Raw genomic sequence first — 19,470 nt, forward strand, 5'->3', positions numbered from 1 at the left:
CGGGCGCGGGCGATGAGCGGGCTGGGCGCGGACGCGGCCTGGCTCGGCCCCATGCCCTGGCTGCCGGTGCTCGCGCCGGCCTGGCCGCTGACACTGCTCGCGTTGCTGCTGCTGCCGCCGCTGCGCGGTGCCGTCGTGCGGCTGGCGCCCTGGGCGGCCCTGCCGGCGCTGCTGCTCGCCGTCGCGGCACCGCAGTCCACGCTGCCGCTGCCCGGGCTGATGCTGGGCGGGTCCGTGCAGCTGGATGCCACCGGCCGCTGGCTGCTGGCGGCGGTGGCCCTGCTCTGGCTCGCCGGCGGCCGGCTGTCGCAGCACTGGCTCGACCGGCCGCGTCGCGTCGCGGCCTGGCTCATGGCGCTGGCGGGGGCCCTGTGGCTGCCGGTGACCGGCGATCTGCCCACGGCCCTGGCCGCTGGGGTGCTGGCGGCCTACCCGCTCTACGGGCTGCTCGGCGCCGGTCGTGGGGCCCGTGTGCTGCTGGCGTCCGTGGTCATCGCGGACCTGCTCATCCTGGAGGCGCTGCTGCTGCTCGCGAAGGGCGGCGCCGGCCTGGACTTCGACACCCTGCGCATGGCGCTCGCCGGGGCCAAGTACCGCGATGTCGTGCTGGCGCTGCTGCTCATCGGCTTCGGCACCAAGGCGGGGCTCATGGGCCTGCACTACTGGCTGGCGCCGGCGCTGGCAGCCGCGCCCGCACATCAGCTCGGGCCGACGGTGGCCTTCACCCTCGCCGCCGGGCTGCTGCCGCTGCTGCGCCTGCTGCCGCTGGGGGAGGTGCCGCCGGGGGAGGGGCCTTGGCCGGCGGCGGCGCTGCTGCCCTGGCTTGCCCTCGCCGGCGGCCTCTGGGCCCTGGTGGCGGGGCTGCTTCAGGCCGGCCGACGGGCGGTGGTGGCCTATGCGCTGTCGGCGCTCACCGGCCTGTGGCTCGGGCTGCTCGGTATCGCGCTCGGTCCATCGACGGTGGCCGGCATCAGCGCCGTGCTGTCGCCGGCCATGGCCCTCGCCGGGCTCGGTGTGGCTGCGCTGCTGCTCGCGGCCGGTCTCGCGCCCGGTCTCGCGGTCGCGCAGGGGCGCCTGGCAGCCTGGGCGCTGGCGCTGCTCGCGGCACTGCTCGCCCTGCTGGCTGCCCTCGGCGCCGCGCTGCCGCTGGCGGCAGGCGATGATGCGGCGCTGTGGCCGCTCATGGGCTTGCTCGCCTGCGTCGGCATCCTGCTCGGTGCCGCGGCAAGTCTGCCGGCGGAGCCGGCGCAGCCGTCGGTGTCGGCACCCGCGCTGCCCGCCGCCGCCGTGCTCGTCGCCGGTGGGCTGGGCATGGCCGTGCTCGCGACCCTGTCCTCCGTGCAGATGCCATCGGCGGCGGGGCCCTGGTCCGCAGACGGCGTCGTGCCGACGCTGTCGGCCCTGCTCGGGGGCTTTGCGGTCGGGCTGTTGGGGCTGCGTGCCCTGGCACCTGTGCCGCGCCTGCCGGCCGGTGACCTGCTGGTGCCGCTCGAGCGCGCGGTCGCCTGGCTCGTCGCCGCGTGGAATCGGCTCGGGGCCATCGTGGGAGACTGGCGTGACGGCTTGAAGGCAACCGAAGATCGGCTGCACCGGCACCTGGGGCAGCAGCGCGCCGCCGACCATGCCGAGGGCTGGCTGCGCCGCTGGTCCACGGTGACGCTGCTCCTGCTCGCGGCGGGGGCCGCCGTGGCGCTGCTCGTGCAGCCGGGCTAGCACGACGGCACCCGGGTGCGACGCATCTGCCGTATCGGGCTCCGGGGAGAACTGCCGGATGCCGTGCTTCAGCAGCGTCCTCTACATGCACGGCACCGAGCCGGATGCGGCCTGCGCGCGCTGGTGGACGCCGTCGGCGCCGGCGACGAGGTGGACATCGAGGTCGCCGTCGGCACGCCCTTGCTGCAAATCATCCGCGATATGCTCAGGAACGACCGGGATCTGGTCATCAGGTGTGCCGAAATCATCGGCTTGGTGGGGCGCTTCTTCGGCAGCGACGACATGCACCTGCTGCGCAAGTGCCCCTGCCCGGTCTGGCTCTGCAAGCCGGGCGGCGATGGCCCGTATCGTCGCATCCTGGTGGCCGTGGACGCCGAGCAGTTCTATCCGCACGATGAGCTCCGCACCCGCCACGCGCTGAACCTGCTGCTGCTGGAGCTCGCCGCCGCGCTGGCGCAGGCAGACAGCGCGGAGCTGCATGTCGCCTATGTCTGGTCTGCGCTGGGCGAGGGCGTGATGCGCGGCACATCGCTCTGGGCGCCGGGCGACAACATCGACGCCTACATCGCCGCCGAGCGCCAGCGCCGTGCGCGGGCGCTGGCGTCCCTGCTGACCGAGCCTGACCGCCGCCTTCGCCCGGCAATCACTGCGGCATCCTGCACGCGCGTGTGCGCCAGGTCCGCCACGGGCTGGTCGCATTCCACCAGGAGATCGATGTCGCCCCCGCAGGCCGCATCGTCGAGCCGCGAGCCGAACAGGCGCACCCGCGCATCAGGGCCAAAGATCTCGGCGGTGGCGCGGCGAATGGTCTCGGCCTGCTCGGCGGTGAGTCGCATGGTGGTGGGCTTGCAAAGCGCTCGGGTACGCCTGTGGCGCGGGCGGCGTCTCGCGAAGGATACCGCGCCCGCCAACTCGTGGGAGCGGCGTCCTCGCCGCGATGGCAGCGTCCAACCCGATCAGTGACACCCGGAGCAGGTCCGACGGCCGCTTGAAGCGACGGCCTGCACGAAGGCGTTCGGCAGCCAGTCCCGCGGCTCGCCGCAGGCCACCAGCACCCCGGACACCGACGGATGGGCAACGCCCTGCTCGTCCAGAGCCACCAGCCCCAGCTTGCGCAGGAAATCCTCCACGGCGTCCCGGCTCCGCGCGGTGCGAAAGCGCTCATAAAGCGGGGGGTCGAAGCGCATCGAGCGGCGCCTGGACGACCGGCTGCTCGTCGAAACGGATCATGCGCGTCTGGCTGCGTTGCTGCCCGAGATGGATGATGTACTGTCGCGTGCCGATGTCCGGTTTCCAGCGCCACAAACGATCGTCCCGCTCCGCCCAACGCTCACGCCTGGCGAGATGTTGTGGTCTTCAGCATCACAATCTCCTCGTCGAGGCCGTGGCGAGCGACATCGAGTCTCGGATTCCCGCCTATCGCAGGGCCGCCGCTCCATTGCAGCTGGAACGGAAACAGGGCTGGACTCTCGGCGATCACCCTGGGCGGTGCTCTGGTATCCGGCCTCGCCCGGAGGACCGCTTCCATGAGCCATGCGATTGCCATTGGGTCCGAGACCGATGCAGGAGCATGAGGCTCATACACACCTTTGGTGCCGGTCTCTTCCAGCACACCCCAATCGTGAAAGGATCGCAGCACCCGGCGGGCTGCACGGGCGACGGTATCCCGCTCGCCATAGGCTTCCTTGACCCGCCGCTGTACCTGGGCTGCCGCAGCCGTGCCTTGGAGCCGAAGCATCCGGCCGGTCGTCTCGGCGACAGCGCCCCAGAACGGATATACGGCCATCGCCATGCCCCAATGCACCAGCATCTGATGCGGTTTCGGCAGGTCCTGGAGCAAACGAAGCCCTTCATCCCGCAGTGGCTCGATGACCGCCGGCGGGCGCACCCAGACCCTGAGGAGAATCGTGATCGCCTTTTCACGGTTTCCGCGCTCGGCGGTGCCGCCCACCGAGAGCTTGTCGCTGAGCGCTTCCTGAAGGCCCTGCTCGACCTCGGCCGGGGTGTTGCCGGCGTCCACTAGGCGAGCGGCATGCGCCATCCATTCCAGGCGAACGCGCTGGCTGAAGCCGATCTGTGCGTATCGGTCGGTCATGCCCCGCCTCGTTCGATCTCGACGAAGGGCACCATGACTTCCTCGATCGCAATACCGCCATGGCAGACCGTTCTTTTGCCGGCCTTGACGAAGGCCGCGCGCCCCTTCGGCACCAGCGGGAGATACTCCGCCGGCAGCCCCCACGCGGGCCATGGTGTCGTCTCTGGAAAGGCATCTCGGCGTGCCATTGCCCTGGGTATCTGGTGGAGCATGACCGGGGGTATGGCCGGCTGGTTGTGTAGACCCGCATACCGGCGCTGGAGCCAAGCAGCAAAGGCATCATCGACCGCAGCGCGCGTCCCCCGAAACTGCAATTGCGCCTCCGCAGGCAGACCTGGACCCAGCTCCAGCAGCAGCGCCAGCAGCTCCGCCCAGCGCTGCGCGAACAGCATCCAGTCCTCGTGCCTCGCAACGCCATCGGGAATCGCCGTGGACAGGGCAGCCAGGAGTCGGGCAAAGCGTTCCGTCCGGTCCGCGACGGGATCGTGCCGAACGCCCACGTGGGTCCAATGGCCGGCCAGCACACCGCCTTTCGGATGCTCGACGGGTTGGAGCAGTCCATCCACGAAGAGGTTATCGACGAAGACACGGACGTCGTCGTGCCCGAACGGGATGTCCCGCGGACCAGGAATCTGAAAGTGATATTCCGGCTGTGAATCACCGGCCCACTGCCCGGCCTCGGCAGCCACCTCGTCCAGAAAGGCCGGCCAGCGCTCCTGGAGGAACAACAGAAACGCATCGCGATCCGGCACGATCCGTTCCAGCGGCCATGCCGCGAACGGGCCATCGGGTTGCCGCAGGATCTCGATCAAGCGCTGGTCCAGTGACGCGGGCACCCGGCGGCCTTGACGATGCCGCCGCAGCAGGACGCGCAGCAGGTCCGACGGCTGCTTGATCAGCTCGGGCGCCACCGCGAAGACATGCCGCAGCACGAACTCCCGGGTTGCGTTCTCCCCCAGGTGTCCCGGCTTGTAGTGCTGCTGAGCCCGATACAGCGCATCCAGGTCACCGCGGTCCAGATCGGCGATCACAGGAGCGCTGAGCGTCGGGAAGACCTCGGCCAGAGCGAAGTGCAAGCGCTTGCCGACGGCCAACAGGTCATAGGGCAGCCGCTCCAGCCTGGAGACATCCTCGCCCAGGCGGACCACCAGATCGGCCGGCTCACTGTCCGCGGCGTGGCGGCGGTATCGGCGCTCGTAGGCAAACCGAAAGGCAATGGGCTCCTCGTAGTCGAGGACCTCAAAGCCGCGCGCCCGGATGCCCTCAGCCAGCGTTGCCTCCAGCAGCAGGCCGTCCGGGTCGGCGACCAGCAGCAACGGCGCCAGCTGCGGGACGAAGGCATCGAGAATTTGCCGTCGCCAGTCGTCGCTGCTGTTACGCATCTGGGCATGCGCCAGCGACAGGGAACAGTACCAGGCCAGGCTGACCCGCGTGCATGGGCATGCCGAGCTTGTTCACACCTGCCCCTTCCGCGTCATGCCCAGCGCGTGCCGGTAGATCTCCGGCACCGTGTAGCGCTCGACGCTCTCCTCGCTGCCCTCGTAGACCGCGAGCAGGCCGATCTCCCGGCCCAGGGCGACGGCATCCGCCCCGGCATCCAGGTCGTCGGCCGGAAAGGGCGTGCGCCCGATCTCCCGAAGCCTGACCACCAGGCCACCGAGCTCGTCGCGGAATTCCTCCTCGATGGCATCCAGGGCCTGCTCCGAGACTTCCGGCAGGCAGGCCGCCAGCGCGCGGGGCCGAATCAGGCTCTTGTCATACTCGGTCTTGTCCATTTCGGCCTGCTCCCAGGCCGTGACGGTATGAAAGAGCTGCAGCAGATGCCGCGGGCTGTGGTCGTCGTTGCCGTCGGCAAGCCGATTCCAGACCCAGTTGCGCGTGAAGGCGGTCTTGCCGCCCTTCATGCGCTCACCCACCAGCAGGTTCCAGGCGGCCAGGACCTGCTCATCGCTCAAGCCATCCAGCCGGTCTCCGTCCAGCCGCAGGCCACCCGCGGCAAGGCCGCTCAAGCTCGCCTCGACCAACGCCCGATAGCCGGGGGAGCGCAGCGCCTGCTTCAGCACGACCTTGAAGAACGGGATGGGCTCCTTCCAGGCCAGGGATACGGCACGGCCGAACAGGTGGCTCTTGTTCTCGAAGCGCAGCTTCCGCCAGATGTCCTCGCGCAGCAGGATCTTGAACCGCAGCCGGTCGAGCGCCGCTTCCTTGTCCATCCAGAACGCGAACAGACCATTCAGCGCCCGCTCGCGTATCTGCCGACCGCCCGCGCTGCTGTCGAAGCCCGAGTCCAGCCCGTCGAACAGGACGAAGGTCGGTGACGCCGTCTCGCGGTTCGCCTTGAGCAGGAAGTCGCCGAGCAGCAGGCTCGACCGCGCCACGTCCAGGGATGCCTCGAAACGCTCCACCAGCTCCAGCTCCGAGCTCGGCGGGCCGGACAGCATCGGCACAAGCGGTGCTGGAATCAGGGCATCGTAACGAGGCGCTGCCGACAAGGTCAGCGCACGGCAGAGGTAGAAGGCCCAAAACCGCCCCCACGGGACCGCCTTGTCCGCGAGTACGGCATCCACCTGCGCAAAGCCCTCCGGCCCCAGCAGCCACGGATAGTCTCGCCGAAAGGCTGCCGGCGCCTGCACGACCACGCCGGGCATCTGGGCATCCTCCGCCAGGCGCCGGAATAATGCCGTCTTGCCCGCGCCCTTGCGGCCCAGGACCAGCGCCGCGGCAGGGCTGAGCGCCTTGCGCACCATGTCCGTCTCGACAAAGGTGGCAAGGAAGTCGTCCTGCTGTTCGGCGGTGCCGACGCCGAAGCGCAGCTCGCCGAGAATCCGGGCCTTCCGGTCCTTGATCGGCACCGCCCCCCGCTCCTCGAAGCTGCTGGGGATGAAGCGGCTGATCCATTGCGCCACCGGCTCGAAGTCCCGCCAGCTCTCGCGGTCGTTCAGGATGCGATCCGCGCTGGCCAGGGACTCGCGGTAGGGCACGAACTGGGTGATGTCCTCTTCCAGCAGCGGCGCGCCGTCGCGCTGCCGGTTCGCCGGCGCGATCCAGTCCGCGATCCATTCCAACGCCCGGTGCTTGTAGCGTTGGACCACCTCCGGCACCTTGGTGGCCGGGATCGGCGAGACCAGAAAACGGATGTCCGGTGTCAGGTGCCGGCCGCCGACCTCGCGCACCGTCCTGGACGCCAGCAGCGCCCGCACCAGCCCCTCGGTGCCGAGCCGCGCCTGGGGATGCGGAAAGAAGGTCACAACGGCCAAGTCCGCCAGGTCGAACAACAGCGGCGCGTTGAGCGGATTGAAGCCGGTCCGGGCGTCGAGCAGGATCACGTCCGGGCGGAACGGCAGCCGCTCCGCGAGCCCCGTCAGCAGCTCCCGCAGCGGATTGCGCGCCTCCCGATACCAGGCCGCCGGGTCGATGAAGCGCAGCCGGCGGGCATAGTCCGCATCCCCGCGCCCCGCCGGCAGGCAATAGAGGTCCAGGGTCTCGTCCACCGGGATCAAATAGCGCGAGAAGTCCGGCGTCTCGCCCTGATCCAGGCGCAGCAGCAGATCCACGACACCGGGCTCGCCGGCCTCATCCCCCAGGCCGAACAGCACCGCGAGCCCCGGCGCCTCCAGGTCCATGTCCACGCAGACCACCTTGCGGCCCTCGGCGGCCAGGATCCGGGCCGTGTAGGCCAGCGCGGTGGAGCGGCCCACGCCGCCGCGCAGCGAGTAGAAGCTCACCACCAGCGGCAGGGGCAGGTCCTGGTCCAGGTCGGACGCGAACAGGACGTCATCGACGCCCATGGCCCCCCGGGCCAGGGACTCCGGCCACAGCGGCAGGTCTTCCAGGTCCAGGTTCGCGGGCAGGTCGCCGGCCCAGCGGGTCTCGTCCGGGGTCAGCAGGTCCAGCCATTCGATGTCGATGCCTTGCAGCTCCGCCAGCACCCGCTTGCGGCGCTCCGGTGCTGCCATGCCGGCAAAGCCGTCCGCGATCACGGCGATATGCCAGCCGCCGAAGGGGTCCGGCTGCACGCGGATGTCGGCATCAGCGATCCCGGCCGCCTCGAGGCTCGCCTGGATGCGTGCTTGGATATCCCGCCGGCTTTCACTGCTCATCGGCGTGTTCTCGCCCGACGCGTCTGACGCTGCCTGCGCATCTTGTTCCGGATGGAACCGCAGAGCTGCTGAGCCGCATCCACCAACTCGGCGCTCGGGCAGGGAAAATCCGGCGCGGCCTCGTAGCGCAAAGCGGTACTCCAGTCCTGGACAAAGAACGCCTTGGCGCCGGAATCGTCGCCAAGGTCCCGCAAGCAAAAGCCTGACTGCTGCCAGAGCCCCCGCAGATCATGGCCGGCCCCGCCGGAGGACGGAAACGATTTGCCGGCGCTTTGCAGGTACGCCTGAGGGAGCACTCGATCGCATAGCCCGCAAGATACACCGGGCCCCCCGGGGTCTTCGCGCTCCTTGAGCAGCGCATCGGCATCGGCCGCGCGATCAGGGCCCACATCCAGCCAGTCCTCGGCGCTGGTCGGGGTCATCACCCGTCTCCGGCGCGGGTCACCGCCTGGTCGTACCACATCAACAGCTTCGGGTCCTCCTGGAGCACGTTGTCCGGGATCTTGTCGGCGACGGCCATGATGGTCGCGTAGTCCCGCTCCTGCCACGCCTTTTTGAACCCGGCGCGCACGGCCTCGATGCGCAGCACACGGATGCGCCGCCGCTTGGCGGTGCGGTAGGCCTTGAAGTCCCGCAGCAGGGCGCGCTTGCGCAGCCGAAGATTGCCCGGCTGACCGACCTCGGGTGGTGTACCGAAAGCGAACGTGCGCCGACGTTCGACCGGGATCTGCTCATGAACTGCGCCCTACAACTAAGATGCCGCATTGGAGCCCGGCCGGTAAGTCGCATTGAACATCGCATCCGCCAACCAGCCGCGGAATGCCGGCTCGTCGCTGTAGGCTTTGAACAGGTCGGCATGGTCGGACAGCATGTCGATGATCGCCTGCTTCAGGGCCACCTCAAGCTCGATACGCGCTTTGTCCGCATTGCCGCGCCGCATCGCATTCCGGTACGCCTCGTTCGCGGCGATCTTCGCCGGCAGCTCCTCCACCAGCACCCGCTCGATGCGATCGGAATCCTTCCACTCGATGTTGCCCCATCGCTCGTTGAACGTGCGCAGGATCTCGCTCAGCGGCGCCAGCTCCGGCTCCGTCCGCCCGCCACCGCCGGACTCGTTGTATGGGTCCAGTTCGCCGTCGGCATCCTGAAGCGTAATCTCCAGCGACGAGCGCATCTCGGCGCGGTAGCTGTCCATGTTGACCGCCTCCAGGATGCCGCGGGACAGGTCCTCGTCGCGCGGTGCGGGCAGCTTTGGCAACAGCAGCGGCAGGAAGATCGCGAGCTTCTCCCAGCCCGGGTTGCCGTAGGAGAGTACGGCGGACAGGTAGCCGTAGCTGCGGCAAAACGCCTTGGCGTCGCCTTTGAAGCGTATCTGGGCATCCTCGTCCAGCTCCGCCGTGTAGCGGGCGGCACAGGCATCCAGCACCGGGTCCAGATGCGTCTCACGGTCCAAGCCGTCCAGGTATGCCCGCGCCGCGGCGTCGATGTCCTGCGCCGTGTACACCTCGGCGGCGTCCAGCGCCGCCTTCAGGTCGTGCAGGCGGTTCGGATCGGTTTCACCGCTCAGCAGGGTGGTCTGGTAGAAGGGCTGGAAGGCGCGCTCGATGGCGTCCGCGTCGTTGTAGAAATCCAGCACGAAAGTGTCGTGCTTGCGTGGATCGGCGCGATTGAGCCGGGACAGCGTCTGCACCGCCTGTATCCCCGCCAACTCCTTGTCAACGTACATGCTGTGCAGCAGCGGCTCGTCATAGCCGGTCTGGAACTTGTCGGCCACGATCAGGAAGCGATAGGGCTTGCGCCGCAGCTTGCGCTTGATGTCGTTGGAAGGGAAGCCGTTCAGCGATGCCTCGGTGAGCTTGGCACCCTGGTACGCCTTCTCGCCGGAGAAGGCGACGATGGCGCGCCAGGGACTCTGCCGTGCAATGAGATAGTCCGTCACCGCGTAATAGTAGTCGATGGCGCGCTCGATGCCCGCGGTGACGACCATCGCCCGCGCCTCGCCGCCGAGCTTGCGCTTGGCCATCACGCGGTCCAGAAAGTGATCCACGATGATCTCCGCCTTGCGGCGGATGGCGTGATCGTGGCCCTCGACATATCGGCGCAGCTTCTTCTGTGCCTTGCGCGTGTCGAACTCCGGGTCGTCGTCTTCGAGCTTGGTCGCGAGCCGGTAGAAGCTCTGCACCGGTGTATAATGCGCCAGCACGTCCACGATGAACCCTTCCTCAATAGCCTGCTTCATCGAGTAGGTGTGGTGCGGGCGAAACCGCACCTCGCCGCCCTGCTCGAAGCGCTCCCCGAATACCTCCAGGGTCTTCGGCTTGGGCGTAGCCGTGAACGCGAAGTAGCTGGCGTTCGGCAGCATCCTACCGGACGCGATCAGCAGGTTCACCGCTTCCTCCAAATCCAGGCCCTCCGCGAATTCGCCGCTCTCGGACAAGGCCATGTTCATCTGGGTGGCTGCCCGGCCGCCCTGGCTGGAGTGCGCCTCGTCGATCAGGATGGCGAACCGTCGGCCCCTGTGCAGGCTGCCGATCTCCCGGACAATGACCGGGAACTTCTGCACCGTCGTGACGATGATGCGCGTACCCGCCTCGATGCCGCGCTTCAGCTCGGCGGAATGGGCCGCGTGCGCGACAATGCTCGGCACCTGCACGAACTGCCGAATGCTGTCGCGGATCTGCCGGTCCAGCAGGATGCGGTCCGTCACCACGATGACGGAGTGGAACAGCGGCTCGCCGCCATCCGTCTCCAGCGCTGTGAGCCGATGCGCCGTCCAGGCGATGGTGTTGGACTTACCGCTGCCGGCGGAGTGCTGCACCAGATAACGATGCCCGACCCTGTCCTGCTCCACTTGTTGCAGCAGGCAATGCACCGCATCGCGCTGGTGCCAGCGCGGGAAGATCTGCTTGCGGCGCTTCCTGCCCGTGTCCTCGTCCTTCTCCTCGACGATGCGCGCGAAGTGCTCGACGATCTCGATGAGGCCGGGCCGGCACAGCACCTCGCGCCACAGGTAGTCGGTCTTCAAGCCCTGCGGATTCGGCGGGTTGCCGGCGCCATCCTGCCAGCCTTTGTTGAAGGGCAGGAACCAGGCGTCTTCGCCCTTCAGCTCCGTGCAGAAGCGCACCTCCTGGTCATCCACGGCGAAGTGCGCCATACAGCGGCCGAACTGGAACAGCCGCTCGCCGGGGTCGCGGTCGCGCTGGTACTGCTCGACGGCGTCGCCGACATTCTGCTTGGTCAGGCGGTTCTTGAGCTCGAAGGTTGCAACCGGCAGCCCGTTGATGAAGATGCAGAGATCGAGCGCCAAGCGGCCTTGATGCGTGCTGTAGCGCAGCTGCCGGGTGACGGTGAAGCGGTTTGCGGTATGTAACGCCGCGGCATCCGGGTTCTGAGGGGATGGCGTCGCATAGTACAGCTCCACCTTCGCCGGACCGTGGTGGATACCGCGCCGCAGCACATCCAGCACGCCGCGCTTGCCGATCTCGCTACTCAGGCGGGCCAGGAACTTGCGCCGGTCTGGGCCGGCGCCGGCGATGTTGAGCCGCGAGACCGCCTCGGGCTGGGTGGCTCGCAGAAAGGCGAGCAGCTGAGCCAGGTCCAGCGCGTGCTCACGATCGAAGTCCGCCGGATTGCCGGCCGCATAGCCGCCATGGGCCACGAGCCAGTCGGTGATCAGTGCTTCAAGGCCCTGTTCGCTGGTGTCGGTGGCCATGGTGTGCGTGCGCCTCCGGCCCGGGTGAGCCCGGTTTCTGTGTCAGCCGGCAACGAAGCTCCTTCGCGCGCGCCTGCTCGCAGCGGCTCAGCCTACACGCCCGAAAGTCCTCGTCGCGGTGTTGCATCTGCGTGTCATGGCATCCAGGAAAACGACGCCTTGAGAGCCCGCAGCATCGCGAAGGTATCGAGGTAGTCCACCCCGAACGCTTCACAGACATTCGGCAAGGGTACACGCTTACGAGCATCCGGTGCGTGCTCCTCATGCGTGACCAGCACATTCCCGCGCGCCTTGGCGAACGCAGCGAGCCAGCCGTCGGCGACTGCCGCAAATTCGGCTTTCGCCTCCGGTCGGAACTGCGCCTGTGCCTGCACCCACTGCATCATGAGGCTGTACTGCTCGACGACGGCTTGATCCCGGGTCGACACGAAAAGACTGTCCGGTGCGGTGTGCTTGACCCATTGGGCAAGGGCATCGCCGCCCTGGAGCTCGCTCCGCACTCGATCGATGCTGAGCAGGCGTGCTCCGGCATGATGATGGTCCAGGCAAACCCAGAACCCGGGGCACAAGTCGAAGCCGTAGTAGCGTCGGTGCGCCTCGATGAAGACATTGGCATCGAGCACGAAAGCTTTGGCGGTGCCGACTGTCATCGCAGGTCAACGCCCACCGACTTTGCGAATTTCTCGAATGTGGCGCCGCGCAACCCGGTCAGCCGGTAGGCTTCCCTGTAAAGCAGCCGGCCTTCCTTGGTGGCGCGCGCGACCGCGGCGCCGAAGCGTCCCCCAAGCCGCACGTTCTGGGTATTCCAGAAATCGCCGCCGCCGGCTTTGCGTGCTTTGTTGCGGCGTTCATCGGCCTCGTACGCCTGGTAGAACTGGAGGAACTCGGGGCGGGAGATGAGCGCAAGATCCTGCGCCCGGCGCGCCGCCACGATGGGGCTCACCTTGAAGTGCCGGGCGAGGAACTGATAGGGCTCCGCACTGCCCTGTGCCTGTGGCCACACGGACCGCAGCAGCTCCGCCGGCACGAGCAGCTCCGCGGCCGCAGCGTTGCACAGGCGCTCCAGCGGGTCGGGCGCCGGCTCCAGCAGCACCAGATTCGAGACGCCGCCCGCCCCCAACCACAGATGCGCGGCCTCGTGGGCCATCGTGAACAGCTGCGCCGCCTTGGCGTCCGCGCCGTTGATGAAGATCAGCGGCGCATAGGCATCGCTCAAAGCGAAACCCCGGAACTCCTGCACGCTCAGCGGGCGATGCGTGTTGTTCCCGACGATGCCATTGACGAAGACCAAGATGCCCGCGGCCTCGAGGCGCTGGCGGAACCGCCGGAGCGCCTCCGACCAGTTCGGCGCCAGCGCCGCCCAGCCGTCCCTGAGCGCCAGGACTTCCCGCATGCCCGCCGCGATGCGCTCGGGCGGGTCCTCCAGGGTTGTGCTGCCGACAAACGGCAGGGGCGGCGCGCCTTCTTCCATGAGGTAGTCGCGCATCCATACCTGCCGGCGCTGCATCTGCTGCACCGTATCGATCAGCTCCGGACTGGGCTGCGCCAGCGGGGCATCGGTCACCGTCCGGAAATCCGGGATGCCGAGCGGCTCCTCCGGCGGCTCCGGCAGAAACAGGAACCCGAAGGGCGTGCGCGTCACCTTCGCGAGCCGCTCCGCCTGCCGGTAGCGAAGTTGCCCGGTGCGTTCCCAGGTCTCGACGCGATCCGTTGCGACCTTGAGCTTGTCGGCCAACAGCCCTGCACTGAGCCCGGCGCGTTGCCGGGCCCACGCCAGCACCTGCGGATTCAGCTCCAGATTCATGGGTGCAATGCTAAACCCCGACACGGTCCCAAGCCATGCGCTGCGCCGCGCAGATGCGGGCGCGGGCGGCTACGTGAGCGCGTCGCCGGCTGCCCGCTCTGCCATCGCCTCGGCGGCATCCATCAGCTCCGGGTCGTCAAGGGGCTCCGCGTCGTCCGGGTCCGGCGGCGCGTCGGGCTCGTCCGGCAGCGGTGGCAGCGAAACGCCGCGTACGTCCAGCTTGCCGGTGACCACGTCAGTGATGAGGCGGGTGCGGTATTCGCGGAGCAAGGCAATTTCCCGTTCCGCGCTTTCCCGGCTCCGGTCGAGACCGGAAACCGCCTCGTCAAGGTGGCGCGCAATGGCGCGCTGCTCTTCGGCGGGGGGGTAGAGCAGGCGCAAAACTTTGATGTCGGAAACGTTGATGCGATTGAAGGTTGATCCGATGAGCAACTGCGAGAGTTGATGCTTCATCGCCAGACTGCGCAGGAAGTAATTTAGAAACCTTCCGTCCTCCCTGCGGGTTCGGATCAGGCAAACGTCTTGCCCCATCGCGAACCTCTCTTCGGTGGTCACCAAGGCGGCTGCCCCGACGCCGACATTGCGACAGTAAATGATGTCTCCGACTGCCGGGCACCGCTCTCCAGCGACGAGATGCCGGTACCAAGGTTCCGTGGTCATCTTTGCGTTGTTAAGACAAAGCTCGAAACCCTTAACCTCCCTGACGCTCGCGAGCGGAATGCCATCGTCCACGAACGGAACCGTGACATGCTTGCAGTCCATGACCCCGCAACGACGTCGTAACGGACCAACCTCCCAATGCGCCGGCACCTCGCCCAGCCAATCGATACCGGACGGCTTCAGCCGCACATGCGCATCGAGCCCGCGGGTGACCGCGCGGTGGATGATGGCCTGCTTCTGCTCCTCCAGCCGCCCGATCAGCCGACGCTTGCTTGCGACCAGGCGGTTGATGCGTTGGTCGATTTCCGTCAATACTGCGCCAATCGTTACCTGCTCGCCCAAGGGGGGTACTGGCAAGACGAGCTGCTTCAGCTCGTCGGCATAAACGTGCACGACCGTAAAGCCACGGCCCATGCTCGACTTCTGGTGCGCAATGGGGTGAGCATTGCATGCGTAACCGAGAAAGACCGGGTCCATCTTTGCGGTAGGACGAAAAACAATAATGTCGCCCCCGCAAACCACAGGCTCAGATGACAGATTGACCGCAGACCGACCGATCTCGTTGATGGATTCACCCGAAGCCGCAAACAGCACATCACCGCGGCGGATCGGTGTGTACCGGCTCGTGGCCGATGGCTCGATGTAGGAGGTGACCTTCCATATGAACCCCTGGTAACGGGTGTAAATATCGCCATAACGCACGCAGCGAACGCCCCAGGGTGCTGCATCCTGCTTAGAGCCACCTTTACCCTTGCTGAGGTGGCCCAGACGGCCCAGCGACTCGGCGCGCCAATGCGACGGGATTGTCCCGAGCTTTCCCCTGTGCGATGGGCGACAAGAACTGTATCGACCTAGTGTCAACACGATCAGAAAACCTCAGAGCCCTGGCCGCCGATCACAGCCATTGGAACCAGTGCGTGCCGTTGCTCAGCCACTGGCAAAGTCGTAGCCCGGGCTGTTCGGGCCATTGTCGAGACCTTCTCGCCCGCCGACATAGCGCTCACGGCACCTACTGCCGGAGCGCTTGATCGAGCCGAGCCGACCGCGGTCGTCGGCAGCGCGCCCGCTCGCAGCCCAAGGCGGCGCGGCCTGCCCTGGCGAGCCGGCGCGCGCAGTGCGGGCGACGCCGACCAGAGCCCGGAAGCCTGCGCTTGACAGCAACTCGGCGCCTCATATGCTATGCGATATGAGGTCGTTGCGCGTGGTCCTGGACACCAACGTCCTGGTCGCAGCATCCCGAAGCTCTCGCGGTGCATCCTTCGCGCTGCTGCGGCTGTTGCGCGCCGGGCGTTTCGCCCTGCTTGCTTCCGTGCCGCTGTTGCTGGAGTACGAGGCGGTGCTGAAGCGCCCGGAGCACCTGCGCGTCGGCGGGCGCACGGAGGCGATGACGGATGCCTTTCTGGACGCCTTGTGCCTGCGCAGTGAGCCTGTGCAGTTGTTCTACCTCTGGCGCCCGCGCACCCGTGACCCGGCGGACGACATGGTGTTGGAAACGGCCTTGAACGGCCGGGCGGACCATTTGGTGACCTTGAATACGGCCGACTTCGCAGCCGCGGCGCAATTTCGGCTGAAGGTGCTGACACCAGGCGCGCTGCTGCACCAACTGAACAACGAGGCAGGCTGATGGCCAACTATGCATTGCGGGTACCCGAATCCCTGTTTGCCTATGCACGCAAGGTGGCGGACGAGGAGAATGTATCGATGAACCAGTTCTTCGTCACCGCCATTGCGGAGAAGGTCGCGGCGCTCAAGACCGAGACCTACTTCCGCGAGCGCCGGGCGCGCGGCGATCTCGCCGATTTGGACGCCTGGCTCGACGCGACTCCGGACAGCCCCCCTGAGCCCGGCGACGAGCAGCCCGAGTGATGGTCCGCGACCGACACGGCTGGGCCGCGCGCTGTCATCCAGGCGTGTCTGCATCGGCGTCGATGTCCACGAGGATCTGCTCCAACAACCCCTCCGTTCGCCGCTGCTCCGCCTCGATGTCCGCGCGAATCTCCGCCAGCGTGCGCAGCGGCTTCGGCTTGTAGAACCAGCGGGTGAAGCTGATCTCGTAGCCGACCCTGGTCGCGGCGCCGTCGATCCAGGCGTCCGGCAGGTGCGGCTTCACCTCGCGCTCGAAGAAGGCCTTCACGTCACCGGCGATCCACGCGCCCGGCTGCGTTTCTTCCATCATCGGCACCTGCTCGGTATCGCGCAGCTCGGGATCGGGCTCGTACTCGACGATGCGGGTCTTGCTGTCGATGGGGACGGCGTAGAAGCCGTGCAGTGGGTCCGCCAGCTTGGCCTTTCTCGGTTCGTGGATCTTCCGGATGACGGGCACCGCAGTTTCGTTGCGCCAGCTGACGGCGCTGAGGATGGCCTTCTTGTCGGCAGCCGAGAGCTTGATGGCGAGTGCGCTGAGCGCGTCATCCACCCGGCGGCGGAACAGGTTGTGGTCGTCGAACAGCTCTTCGCCGATGCGCTCGCGGAGCGCACGGGCGGTGCGCAGTAGCTCGCGGTCGCGCCGCCAGGTTTTGGGGTCCAGGAGCTTCCTGCGCCGCCGCTCGGGGATGGCCCGCGACGGCTCGACCGCCGCGTCTGCGGCGTCGCCTGCGTCGTCGCCGCGCAGGCAGGCATCAAGCTCGGCGCGGATCTCGGCGAAGCGCTCGTACAGGTCATCGCCGAAGCGGGCGAACAGCTCCCTGCGTAGGTCCTCGTCGCCGCTCGCGTAGCGCAGCCCCTCGACGGCCGCCTTGCTGAGCTGGCTCTTGAGCCGCAGCGGGCGCTCGATGCGCAGCTTCCAGTAGCCGAAGGCGCGGTTCGGGAAGACCTTGCTGTGCTCGCCGTCGGCGAAGGTGTTGTGGGTCTCGATGATGCGCGCGACGTCGTCTGCGCTCAGCTCGCAGTTCTTGCGGCCCAGGTTCCTGCGCAACGGGCGCGACCAGCCGCTGGCGTCGATAAGCTGCACGTGGCCACGCCGATGCCGGGGCTTGCGGTTGGTGACCACCCAGATGTAGGTGGCGATGCCGGTGTTGTAGAAGATGTTGAGCGGCAGGGCGATGATGGCTTCCAGCCAGTCGTTCTCGATGACCCAGCGGCGGATGTTGCTCTCGCCGGAGCCGGCGTCGCCGGTGAACAGGCTGGAGCCGTTGTGCACCTCGGCGATGCGGCTGCCGAGCGGGCCGTCCTCGATCATCTTGGCCAGCTTGTTGGCGAGGAACATGAGCTGGCCGTCGCTGGAGCGGGTGATGAGGCTGTAGTCGTCATCGCCCCCGTGTCTGATCCGAAAGCGCGGGTCGCTCAGCTCGGCCTTGCCGCCCAGGCGGTCCAGATCGACGCCCCAAGCCTTGCCGTAGGGCGGATTGGCGAGCATGAAGTCGAAGCGTTTGCCGCGAAAGGCGTCGTCCGACAGAGTCGAGCCGAGGCGGATGCTGTCCGCCTGCTCGCCCTCGCCCTTGAGCAGCAGGTCCGCCTTGGTGATGGCATAGGTCTCCGGATTGGACTCCTGGCCGAACAGCCGGATGGACACCTGCTTGCCGCGGGCCTGCGCCAGCTCCTGGAGCCGGTCTTCCGAGACGGTGAGCATGCCGCCGGTGCCGCAGGCATCGTCATAGACCAGGTAGGTATCGGATTCGATCTGCCCGGCAATGGGCTCGAAGATCAGCTCCGCCATCAGCCGCACCACGTCCCGCGGCGTGAAGTGCTCGCCGGCCTCCTCGTTGTTCTCCTCGTTGAAGCGGCGCAGCAGCTCCTCGAACACGGTGCTCATGCCGTGGTTGTCCAGCGCCGGCAGGTGCACCCGGCCGTCACCGTCCAGCACCGGCTGCGGGCTCAGGTTGATGTCCGGGTCCAGGAACTTGTTGATGAGCGGCGCAAGGATCTGGGCCTCCACCAGGGTCGGAATCTGGTTGTGGAATTTGAAGTGTTTCAGGATGTCCTGGACGTTCGGCGAGAAGCCGCCGAGATAGGCCTCGAAGTCCGCCCGCAGGCGCTGGGGATTGCCCGCCCGCTGAAGGTCGCGAAGCCGGAACGGCGAGGCGTTGTAGAAGGCCTGCCCCGCGGCGCTGCGCAGCGCGTCCGCCTGGGCGGCGATGCCCGCGTCGTCGAGCTGCGCCTTCATGCGCAGCACGGCCTCCTTGGTGGGCTCCAGCACGGCATCCAGGCGCCGGATGACCACCATGGGCAGGATGGCGTCACGGTACTTGCCGCGCTGATAGACATCGCGCAGCACATCGTCGGCGATGCCCCAGATGAAGCTGACAATACGGTTGTGTTGGGCGTAGTCCATGCTTTGCAGAACTGCTCAATTGTGCGGGTGAGCCGCTGCGTCCGGAGTTGGGTGGGACAGGCGCGCTGCATGCAGCCGCTGGGCGGACCCGAAAATGCTGCGGCGGTCTGGAGCAAGCTCGGTCGCAAGCGTCGGCGCACGTTGTCAGCGGGCGCCTTCCAGCTGCGCGTCGGTAGTACACTCGACGCAGATCAGTACCTCGGTGCACATGGTTGCGGCCCCTGACTGACCATTTTGGCTGTGTCCGGCCGGTCAGTCTTCCCAGGAGTCCCGGTCTGGAACGATGGCGGCGTGGCCATCGGCGATGTCCCGCTCAAAGGCCCCTGCGTCATCCCCCAGCTTCGGGATGCGCGCGAAGAGGTCGTTCAGCTCGGTGACCTTGACGCAGCTGGCGCGGCCGGCAGGCACGGGGCAGGCGCCGGTGGACTCGGATGTGCCCGGCCGTTCTGCGAGCTCCGCTTGACTCAGGCCCGCGCGGGCACGAGCGGCGATCAGCTCGCGGGCGATGGCGTGCTCGGCTTCCAGGGCGTCGTTCGCGGCGCGGGTGTCGGCGTCTGCGAGCAGGCGCTGTTTGAGGTTGGCGAGCTTGATCATCTGGGCGTGCTCCCGTTCCAGGCCCAAACGAAAGAAATGGACCAAGTCGTAGACGGCTTGCAGACGCGAGTCCGGCAGGTCATGGATCTCATCTCGAAGCCGGCTGCGAAGCTCGCTTGCTGTCATGGGACTTTCGCTTGGGTTGCGCTTGTCTTGGTCAGGCAGGTTCTTGGATAAATCGGAAAGATACCACGGCCGCTTGAGGAAGCCAGCCGAAGCGATCCGTCAAGGCCCGAGCCAGTGCTTGCGGCGACGCTGCTGCGATGTCGAGCGCAGGGCCTCGAGGCTTCGCCCTCTGTGGGTGCTGCATCAGGTGGCTTAAGGCGATGTTGAGCGCTCTTACGGCGAGCCCAGTTCGCCGAACCGAATACGGCGCGGTTGCCCGGCGTCGCGGTTGCGGTGACGGTCACGGAAGGCGTTGTGCGCGGACTTGATCGTCTTCAGTGTCGCGATGTCGAGATACTCCTCCCCGCACTCGGGGCAGCGCAGACAGGGCACGTCCTCGACGATCAGGGCATGGGC

At 67.5% G+C, this 19,470-nt stretch carries 17 protein-coding genes and 1 pseudogene; 3 read left to right on the forward strand and 15 right to left on the reverse strand.

All coding sequences use genetic code 11. The annotated features are described in order from the left end of the window. The first annotated feature begins 12 nt into the window (after window positions 1–12). Complete coding sequence (locus tag QZ607_RS07935; protein WP_295881591.1) at window positions 13–1,713, forward strand: hypothetical protein; 1,701 nt, start codon at window positions 13–15, stop codon at window positions 1,711–1,713. An 81-nt stretch (window positions 1,714–1,794) separates the two neighbouring features. Here QZ607_RS07935 and QZ607_RS07940 read toward each other — a convergent pair whose 3' ends face one another. The 12 genes and pseudogenes from QZ607_RS07940 to QZ607_RS07995 all read right to left on the reverse strand — a co-directional run bounded on the left by QZ607_RS07940 (window position 1,795) and on the right by QZ607_RS07995 (window position 14,786). Further along, window positions 1,795–2,193: a hypothetical protein gene (locus tag QZ607_RS07940; protein ID WP_295881594.1), complete on the reverse strand. Its 399-nt coding sequence runs from the start codon at window positions 2,191–2,193 to the stop codon at window positions 1,795–1,797. Window positions 2,194–2,405: 212 nt separating this feature from the next. Beyond that, a pseudogene (locus QZ607_RS07945) lies at window positions 2,406–2,549 on the reverse strand (nucleotidyltransferase domain-containing protein); the annotation flags it as partial. 120 nt (window positions 2,550–2,669) lie between these two features. Then, a complete protein-coding gene (locus tag QZ607_RS07950; protein WP_295881596.1) occupies window positions 2,670–2,900 on the reverse strand; it encodes a hypothetical protein in 231 nt (76 codons plus the stop codon). Window positions 2,901–3,043: 143 nt separating this feature from the next. Beyond that, window positions 3,044–3,808: a hypothetical protein gene (locus QZ607_RS07955; RefSeq protein WP_295881598.1), complete on the reverse strand. Its 765-nt coding sequence runs from the start codon at window positions 3,806–3,808 to the stop codon at window positions 3,044–3,046. Then, a complete protein-coding gene (gene pglZ, locus QZ607_RS07960) occupies window positions 3,805–5,190 on the reverse strand; it encodes a BREX-3 system phosphatase PglZ (RefSeq protein ID WP_295881600.1) in 1,386 nt (461 codons plus the stop codon). The genes QZ607_RS07955 and pglZ overlap by 4 nt, the downstream gene beginning before the upstream one ends. A gap of 72 nt (window positions 5,191–5,262) precedes the next feature. Continuing rightward, window positions 5,263–7,908: a hypothetical protein gene (locus tag QZ607_RS07965; protein WP_295881603.1), complete on the reverse strand. Its 2,646-nt coding sequence runs from the start codon at window positions 7,906–7,908 to the stop codon at window positions 5,263–5,265. Next, the gene (locus QZ607_RS07970; protein WP_295881606.1) at window positions 7,905–8,330 is read right to left on the reverse strand and encodes a hypothetical protein; all 426 of its coding nucleotides are present in this window, start codon (window positions 8,328–8,330) and stop codon (window positions 7,905–7,907) included. Before QZ607_RS07970 ends, QZ607_RS07965 begins: the two co-directional genes overlap by 4 nt. Then, window positions 8,330–8,497 carry a hypothetical protein gene (locus QZ607_RS07975; RefSeq protein ID WP_295881608.1) on the reverse strand — a complete coding sequence of 56 codons (168 nt, stop codon included), beginning with the start codon at window positions 8,495–8,497 and terminating at the stop codon, window positions 8,330–8,332. Before QZ607_RS07975 ends, QZ607_RS07970 begins: the two co-directional genes overlap by 1 nt. Before the next feature lie 162 nt (window positions 8,498–8,659). Then, a complete protein-coding gene (locus tag QZ607_RS07980; protein ID WP_295881611.1) occupies window positions 8,660–11,620 on the reverse strand; it encodes a type I restriction endonuclease in 2,961 nt (986 codons plus the stop codon). A 134-nt stretch (window positions 11,621–11,754) separates the two neighbouring features. Beyond that, window positions 11,755–12,270 carry a DUF4411 family protein gene (locus tag QZ607_RS07985; protein WP_295881614.1) on the reverse strand — a complete coding sequence of 172 codons (516 nt, stop codon included), beginning with the start codon at window positions 12,268–12,270 and terminating at the stop codon, window positions 11,755–11,757. Further along, window positions 12,267–13,355 carry an ImmA/IrrE family metallo-endopeptidase gene (locus QZ607_RS07990; protein ID WP_295881617.1) on the reverse strand — a complete coding sequence of 363 codons (1,089 nt, stop codon included), beginning with the start codon at window positions 13,353–13,355 and terminating at the stop codon, window positions 12,267–12,269. Before QZ607_RS07990 ends, QZ607_RS07985 begins: the two co-directional genes overlap by 4 nt. Before the next feature lie 138 nt (window positions 13,356–13,493). Further along, the gene (locus tag QZ607_RS07995) at window positions 13,494–14,786 is read right to left on the reverse strand and encodes a restriction endonuclease subunit S (protein WP_295881620.1); all 1,293 of its coding nucleotides are present in this window, start codon (window positions 14,784–14,786) and stop codon (window positions 13,494–13,496) included. Between the two features lie 499 nt (window positions 14,787–15,285). Here QZ607_RS07995 and QZ607_RS08000 point away from each other — a divergent pair, with 499 nt between their 5' ends. After that, window positions 15,286–15,708, forward strand: a complete 423-nt coding sequence (locus QZ607_RS08000) for a putative toxin-antitoxin system toxin component, PIN family (protein WP_295881622.1) — start codon at window positions 15,286–15,288, stop codon at window positions 15,706–15,708. Next, complete coding sequence (locus QZ607_RS08005) at window positions 15,708–15,950, forward strand: hypothetical protein (protein WP_295881625.1); 243 nt, start codon at window positions 15,708–15,710, stop codon at window positions 15,948–15,950. The genes QZ607_RS08000 and QZ607_RS08005 overlap by 1 nt, the downstream gene beginning before the upstream one ends. A gap of 34 nt (window positions 15,951–15,984) precedes the next feature. On the opposite strand, the gene QZ607_RS08010 is transcribed toward QZ607_RS08005, so the two are convergent. From QZ607_RS08010 to QZ607_RS08020, 3 genes are all read right to left on the reverse strand, one after another. Beyond that, a complete protein-coding gene (locus QZ607_RS08010; protein ID WP_295881627.1) occupies window positions 15,985–18,354 on the reverse strand; it encodes a class I SAM-dependent DNA methyltransferase in 2,370 nt (789 codons plus the stop codon). Window positions 18,355–18,606: 252 nt separating this feature from the next. After that, window positions 18,607–19,074 carry a hypothetical protein gene (locus tag QZ607_RS08015; RefSeq protein WP_295881629.1) on the reverse strand — a complete coding sequence of 156 codons (468 nt, stop codon included), beginning with the start codon at window positions 19,072–19,074 and terminating at the stop codon, window positions 18,607–18,609. Between the two features lie 213 nt (window positions 19,075–19,287). Then, window positions 19,288–19,470: YgiT-type zinc finger protein (locus tag QZ607_RS08020; RefSeq protein WP_295881632.1), on the reverse strand; the 183-nt coding region annotated here is incomplete at its 5' end.

This window comes from uncultured Thiohalocapsa sp. (assembly GCF_913063425.1).
Lineage (GTDB): Bacteria > Pseudomonadota > Gammaproteobacteria > Chromatiales > Chromatiaceae > Thiohalocapsa.